Source organism: Tessaracoccus sp. SD287, assembly GCF_017355265.1.
Classification (GTDB): domain Bacteria; phylum Actinomycetota; class Actinomycetes; order Propionibacteriales; family Propionibacteriaceae; genus Aestuariimicrobium.
The window spans coordinates 1-6584 of sequence record NZ_JADIJQ010000058.1 but is presented as its reverse complement, the minus strand read 5'-3'; the positions used below and the strand labels follow the sequence as shown (position 1 = coordinate 6584).

General features: G+C 65.8%; 5 protein-coding genes. 3 read left to right on the top strand and 2 right to left on the bottom strand.

The features are described from left to right. The 3 genes from IPV09_RS13865 to IPV09_RS13855 all read left to right on the top strand — a co-directional run. Positions 1-341: hypothetical protein (locus IPV09_RS13865; RefSeq protein WP_242681655.1), on the top strand; the 341-nt coding region annotated here is incomplete at its 5' end. Beyond that, complete coding sequence (locus tag IPV09_RS13860) at positions 338-1180, top strand: DUF6671 family protein (RefSeq protein WP_207475926.1); 843 nt, start codon at positions 338-340, stop codon at positions 1178-1180. The genes IPV09_RS13865 and IPV09_RS13860, both read left to right, overlap by 4 nt. Before the next feature lie 613 nt (positions 1181-1793). Beyond that, positions 1794-2633: a universal stress protein gene (locus IPV09_RS13855; RefSeq protein WP_207475924.1), complete on the top strand. Its 840-nt coding sequence runs from the start codon at positions 1794-1796 to the stop codon at positions 2631-2633. Between the two features lie 190 nt (positions 2634-2823). On the opposite strand, the gene IPV09_RS13850 is transcribed toward IPV09_RS13855, so the two are convergent. Then, the gene (locus IPV09_RS13850) at positions 2824-3087 is read right to left on the bottom strand and encodes a hypothetical protein (RefSeq protein ID WP_028495563.1); all 264 of its coding nucleotides are present in this window, start codon (positions 3085-3087) and stop codon (positions 2824-2826) included. Between the two features lie 139 nt (positions 3088-3226). Beyond that, complete coding sequence (locus tag IPV09_RS13845) at positions 3227-6013, bottom strand: HAD-IC family P-type ATPase (RefSeq protein WP_207475923.1); 2787 nt, start codon at positions 6011-6013, stop codon at positions 3227-3229. Positions 6014-6584 lie beyond the last annotated feature (571 nt).

Here is a 6584-nt window from a genome sequence, read left to right as displayed (position 1 = left end):
ACACACAGCAAGGAGAACCGCTCATGCACGGACTGACCCAAATGACGAAGGTGGAGTTCGTCGTCCCCGGCCGCGACGCCCCCTCGGTCCGCGCCCTGATCACCGCTGCCGGCGCCACCGGTTACACCGCCGTCTCCGGCGTCTCCGGCATCGGCCACCACGGCCAACACTCCGGTGCGCTGCTGTTCAACGACTACGACACCCTCACCATGCTGATCACCGTCCTCCCCACCGACCGCGCCGAAGAGCTCATCACCGCAGCACGGGAATTGTTCACCAGCTGCAGCGGCGTCATGTTCGCCACCGACACCTACGTCAGCCGACCTGACTACTTCCAATGACACCCACCCCGCACCCCTACCGCGGTGCCGTCATCGCGTTCGCCACCATGCACGGCAAAGAACATCTCGCCCGTGGCCCGTTCCACACAATCCTCGGCGCCACAGTTCTCGGCGTGGCCGGAATCGACACTGACCAGTTCGGAACCTTCGCCGGCGACATTCCTCGCACCCTCCCCCCACGAGAAACCGCGCGCGCCAAAGCGCGCCTCGGAATCCGCACCGCAGGCCTCACAGCAGGCTTGGCCAGCGAAGGCAGCTTCACCACCGAATACGGGTGGAGTACCCGACACAACGAACTCGTCCTCTTCCTCGACGAGGACCGCGGGATCGAGGTTGTCGAATCCCGCACCGCCAGCTTCCCCCTGCCCCCGGGCCGGCACATCCTCACCAGCGCGCAAGCCCTCTCCTACGCCACCAGCCTCGGCTTTCACCACCAAGGCGTCATCGTGCAAGCCCACCACGACCACGGATCCCACGCCCACAAAGACACCCACAGCCCGGCCGAACTTGAGATCACCGTCAACCGGCTCCTCGACCAGAACGTGCCCGTGTCGGTGCTGCCGGACTATCGTGCGCATCGCTCACCCGCCCGCGCCGACATCCTCCGAGATCTCTGCTCCCGCATGGCCAGGCGCCTCTCCACCCCTTGCCCCGGCTGCCGCAGCCCCGGATACGGGCGAGTAAAGACCATCCCCGGACTCCCCTGCGGCACGTGCGGTCAACCCACGCATCTGCCCGCCGCCGACATCCACGCCTGCAGCACCTGCGACACCACCCACACCCGACCACGCACCTCAACCCTCGCCGACCCGCAATGGTGCGAGACCTGCAATCCTTGACCACCTCGCAGCCCAACCTCGATCCCGCCGGCCGTGCTCGACCGGAACAGCTGGAGGCCCCGCCAACAGGACCTCCGGCCCTACGTGCGCCGGGCTGGCCCCCGGATAGTAGAAGAAGGAGGCAGAGACCCATGAGCACTGCACACGGACAACCCCTCCGATCGCGTTCTGAAGATGGCTGTCCGACTCGTCCCATGGATGCCGGGGCCGTCGTGCTGTTGACCGGAGAGAGCGAACCGCCGGAGACCGTTCGGGACGCCTGGGCTGGCGCTGCTCGCACAAGCGGTGGCGTCCGTATCATTCGCGTCGTCGAAGACCGAGCATGGGAGACCATCGCCGAACGGAATTGCCACGCCTCCCAGGCCAGGGAGCAGCTTTGCCGGCTGGTCGGCGAGATTCGCGCGAAGGATCCGTCCACTCGTGTCTCGGGTCAGCTCCACAGAGGCCCGCTGCACACAGTGCTCCGCAGCCTCGGCGGCGCCCCGATTCTTCATTTCGACCGCGCAGCAGCCTCTTTGTCCAGCCCGGAGCCCGACGTGACGGAGGATGCGGCGTCGGGCCGATCTGCCGTTGACGCAGGGCTGAGAACCCGTTCGATGAGAAGGAGTGCAACATGAATGAGAAGTTGGTTGTCGGTGTGACGGATGCGTCTGCGTCTCGTCGGGCCGTGGACTGGGCCGTGGAGAGAGCTGCAGCGCGTGGTGACCGGCTCGAGCTGGTATCGATCATCGGCCGCGCGAAAGGTGTCCGCGGGGAGGGACCAGTCATCGAGGAGGCCCTCCAGCTCACACGAAGCCTTCTCGATCGGGAGGCTGAGCGCGTCCGAGCGCACGGCGTGCCCGTCGAGACGCGGATCGGGCGGGGCAAACCGGTGGAACAGCTCATCGACGCCTCCAAGGGAGCTGCTCTGCTGGTCATCGGAAGCGACTACCGCGGCCCAGAGACCGGGCCAGCGCGCGGCCCGCACGGGATCCGCATCACCGCCGGTGCACACTGTCCGGTCGCCGACGTACCCGACCTGGACCTGACTGGCAGAACCGGGGTCGTCGTCGGCATCGACGGAGCAGATGTGTCCGAGGCCGCCATCGCGTTCGCCGCCGCCGAGGCGGACCGGTCCGCAGAGGTGCTCACCGCCGTCAGCGCTTGGTCGCCAGTCACGGTACCTCTCGGTCTCAGGTCCTACCCCGACGACTACCTGGGCATCATGCACCGCATGGCCGCGGAAACGCTAGCCGGCTCTGTTGGTGGGCTTCCCTCGAAGTACCCGGACTTGGGACTGGAACTGGTCGTTGAACGGGGCGAACCGGCCCTCCTCATCAACCGTGTCGCGGCGCACGCGCGCCTCACCATAGTCGGATCGCACCGCCGCGGGGCGATGGCACGGTTCCTCCTCGGCTCCACCAGTGAACAGGTTCTCGCCCGGCTCGCGACAACCACCATCGTCGTGCGATGAGCGGGATCGCAAACGAGATGGCGAGGTGCTCGAGGCGCGCGAGCCGTCACGGCGGCTTGCGCAGCCTTGCCAAGAAGAGGTGGTCACGCTGTCTGTGACAACCTGAGTGGAGACCAGGGTGACGGTCTCATTCGGACCCACCTGATCGGCTGTCGGTGTGTTGTGACAACTACCTAATCTGGAGAACGATCTAGACAGAACGGTCCGCGCGGTCGGACGGGTCAGAGCCCACAAGCCACACCGCTGTGACTCGGTCCGACCCGCGGATGTCGGCTGAAAGGGACCAGGCCTCACGAAAGTTCGCGCGCGCCCAGTCGATAGTCTCAACCAGGCTGGCGCCCTCCATCTCATACACTGCGACCGCGCCATCGCCATTCAGATGGCCCCACACGCGGAACACCGCGTCATGGATCTCCTCCGTGACATCCCGCTCATCAATCAAAGTTGCGCGCATGGGTTCAGGCTATGACGTCCAGAGCTGCTGAGCAGCCTTAGTGAGCTCTAGACAAGTCCTATTGCACCTGATCAGATGAGCGTTCTCGGTTTGACGAGCCGTCAGAATCTCACGTCGACCGGTGGATACAGGCTTAGCGTCAAGCCCGATGCGTCGCGTTTCCTGCGGGCAGTGCTCCCTGCTCTCGCGGCGTGCGGTTTCCAATCCGTCGGATGACGGCCTTGGCACCTTCCATCACCACGAAAACGCCGACGGCCAGGCCAGCTGTCAGTGCCCAACTGTGGAAACCGATGGGGGTTGAGTCGAACCAGTCGTTCATGAACGGCGCGTAGGTGAACATGATCTGCAGAGCCATCAGCAGGCCGGCCGAGATCCACAGGTTGCGGTTCCCGGTAAGTACCCGAACAGTGAACGCGGAACCGTTGAGCAGACGGCAGTTCAAAAGGAAAGCGAGCTGGCCGAGGGCGAGCATCAGGACTGCGGACGTCTGCGCCACGGCGTAATCGCCGGTGCGGTCGCGCTCGAGAAGGTAAACGACGAAGGTCGCGACGCCGATGACGACCGAGGCGGTGAGGACGACGGCGATCGCCCGCGACGACAGGACCTGCTCCGTCGCTGAGCGCGGCATGCGCCGCATGATGCCTGGCTCTGCGGGCTCTCTCGCCAAGGTCAACGACAACGTGAGCGCGGTGACCAAGTTGATCCAAAGGATTTGCACCGGGGAAAGCGGCAGAGCAATCCCCGCCAGGACCGCAGCGATGATCACAAGGGCCTGCGCGCCGTTGGTTGGCAACAGGAAGACTACGGACTTGCGGATGTTGTCATAGATCCGCCGGCCTTCCTCGACAGCGCGTTCGATAGTCGCGAAGTTGTCGTCGGCGAGAACGATGTCCGCCGCTTCCTTGGTCGCTTCGGTTCCCTTGATGCCCATGGCCACGCCAACGTCCGCGAGCGTGATCGAAGGGGCGTCGTTGACGCCGTCGCCGGTCATGGCGACGACCTCGCCGTGAGACTGCAGGGCGCGCACGATCCGCAGCTTGTGCTCCGGGGAGGTACGAGCGTAAACGTCCACGTCACGTACGACCCGGCGGAGTTCGTCGTCGTCCATCGCTTGGAGGTCGGCGCCGGTCAGGGCGAGAACTTCGCCCTCCGCTGGGGCGATGCCCAGCTCACGGGCGATCGCCGTCGCAGTCCCGCGGTGGTCGCCGGTGATCATCTTCACGCGGATACCTGCAGCGTGGGCCTCGGCGATCGCCGCAGTTGCCTCGGGGCGTGGTGGGTCGACGATGCCGATGATGCCGAGGAAAGTCAGGCCGCCATCGAGGTCGCCCAGCACGATATTGTCGACACCGTCGGCCGGGCGTGTGGCTGCGGCCAGCACGCGCAGTCCTTTGGCCGAGAGTGCGTCGATCCGCTCCTCCCACGCCGCCCGGTTGAGCGGTGCGGTGCCGCCGTCGGCAGAGCGCTCGGTGTCGGCTCGGTCGAGAAGGCGGTCCGGGGCGCCGACCACGTGGACGAATCGGGTCACGCCGTCGGGGGTTGAGCCGGTCGGGAGCTCGTCGAGGGTGGCTGCGAACTTGTGGGTTGACTCGAACGGCACCGCGCCGACGCGGGTCACGGCGCCGGTGGCTGCGCCGGCTTTCGCCGCCAGGACGTCGAGGGCTCCCTCGGTCGGCACGCCGACAACCCGCCAGCGGTCTTCCGTCTGTTCGACATGGGCGTCGTTGGTGAGACCGGCGGCCAGCACGAGATCGGAGAGGTCGGGGTGGACGGCGAGGTCGGCGGTCTGGCCGTCGGAGTTGACGACCCGACCCACGGGGTCATAGCCGGTGCCCTCGACTGTGTATGTGCTTACTGCCGTGACGACCGTCCGGGCGGTCATCTCGTTCTGAGTGAGCGTCCCAGTCTTGTCAGAGCAGATGGTCGTCGTGGAGCCGAGGGTCTCAACCGCCTCCATCTTGCGTGTGATTGCGTGGCGTTTAGCCATCTGCTGCACGCCGAGCGCTAGCGTGATCGTCACCAGGGCGGGCAGTCCCTCTGGCACCGCAGCCACGGCGAACCCGATGGCCGCCGAGATGAGCTCATCAACATCCAGGCCGTGCACGAACCAGCCGATGAGCAACATGACAACGGCGAGCACGCCGATGAGGATCGACAGCTGCTTACCCAGGTGGGCGAGCTGTCGGGCGAGCGGGGTGTCCATCTGGTCCTGCTCGGACACGAGCACCGAGATACGGCCGATCTCAGTGTCCCGCCCCGTAGCCACCACCACGCCCTCGCCGTTGCCCGCCGTGACGATCGTCCCTGAGAAGAGCATCGACGTTCGGTCCCCGATGCCCGCATCCGCAGCCACGATCTCATCGCTCTTGTCGGCGGCCACCGACTCGCCTGTCAACGCAGACTCGTCGATCTGCAGCCGCCCGGAGGTTAACAGCCGGACGTCCGCCGGCACCCGGTCGCCGCTACGAACGCGGACGACGTCACCGACGACGATGGTCGCGGAGTCGACCACTCCCCAGGTCCCGTCGCGCCGTACCTGCGCGCTCAACGACTGCATCTTGCGCAATCCCGCGAGCGCCGACGCCGCACGACCTTCCTGGATGAAGCCGATCAGCCCAGTAGCCACGATCACAACAGCGATCACGGTGAAGTCGACCCAGTCACCCCTAATCGCCTTCAGCACGGCCGCCACGATGAGGATGTAGATCAAAACGTCAGCGTAGTGGGCCAGCAGACGCTTGAAGACGGACGGCTCGGGCGGAGTCGGCAATTCGTTGCGACCGTCGCGCGCGAGACGGGATTCGGACTCGCCTTCCGTCAGGCCTTCTGGCCCGCTAGCGACAGCGCGCAACACCTCCCCCCCAGTGATGGCCCAGGACGCTGCGGGCGCCTCGGCGCGGGAGCGGTCGGTCTCAGAAATATTCATACTGGCGTGCTCCTTGGCAGGGTGCGGTTACGCATGATCGCCCGTCCAGCGCACGCTGCGCTACCGCAGTGAGCGAGCGACTGCACTGCTGTCGGCCTCCAGCTCATTTTTGCTTTGTGACCTGTGCGCCGCCGACGCGATTGCAATCCTCTGATTGTAGACACCCGTTTCGATAATCACAATGCGTCCGTCAGAGGCAATTCGGTGCGTCACGCAAAGAAGCGTGCTGGAGTGCAACGAGGTCGTCGCCAGCGCTCTGAATCCGGCGTTGCGGGCTTCCCGAGTGCATACGCACTTCGATCCGGTCTCGCGCGCCGCCAGCTCGGAACGCCGTCATCCTTGCGCGAGGTTGAGAAGTGAAGTCGCTGAACCCGTCGGTGGGCGGCGTCACTTTTTTGGCGGGTGAAACCGTGACGGGGTGCACTCCTCGGCGGGCGCGTGGTGTCGGTCAGAAGGGGAGGACGAGGGGCACCATGAACACGCTGACGAGGAGGACGACGATGGTGAAAGGGGGCTCATCACATTTGAGGGTGTAGAGGCGGGGTGATCACGGCGGCGCGTCGGTCCGCGG

What these genes read in the sequence shown, in the direction of transcription:
- IPV09_RS13855 (WP_207475924.1), top strand. Translation starts at nt 1,794, where the DNA reads ATGAATGAGAAGTTGGTTGTCGGTGTGACGGATGCGTCTGCGTCTCGT.
- IPV09_RS13850 (WP_028495563.1), bottom strand. Translation starts at nt 3,087, where the DNA reads ATGCGCGCAACTTTGATTGATGAGCGGGATGTCACGGAGGAGATCCAT.
- IPV09_RS13860 (WP_207475926.1), top strand. Translation starts at nt 338, where the DNA reads ATGACACCCACCCCGCACCCCTACCGCGGTGCCGTCATCGCGTTCGCC.
- IPV09_RS13845 (WP_207475923.1), bottom strand. Translation starts at nt 6,013, where the DNA reads ATGAATATTTCTGAGACCGACCGCTCCCGCGCCGAGGCGCCCGCAGCG.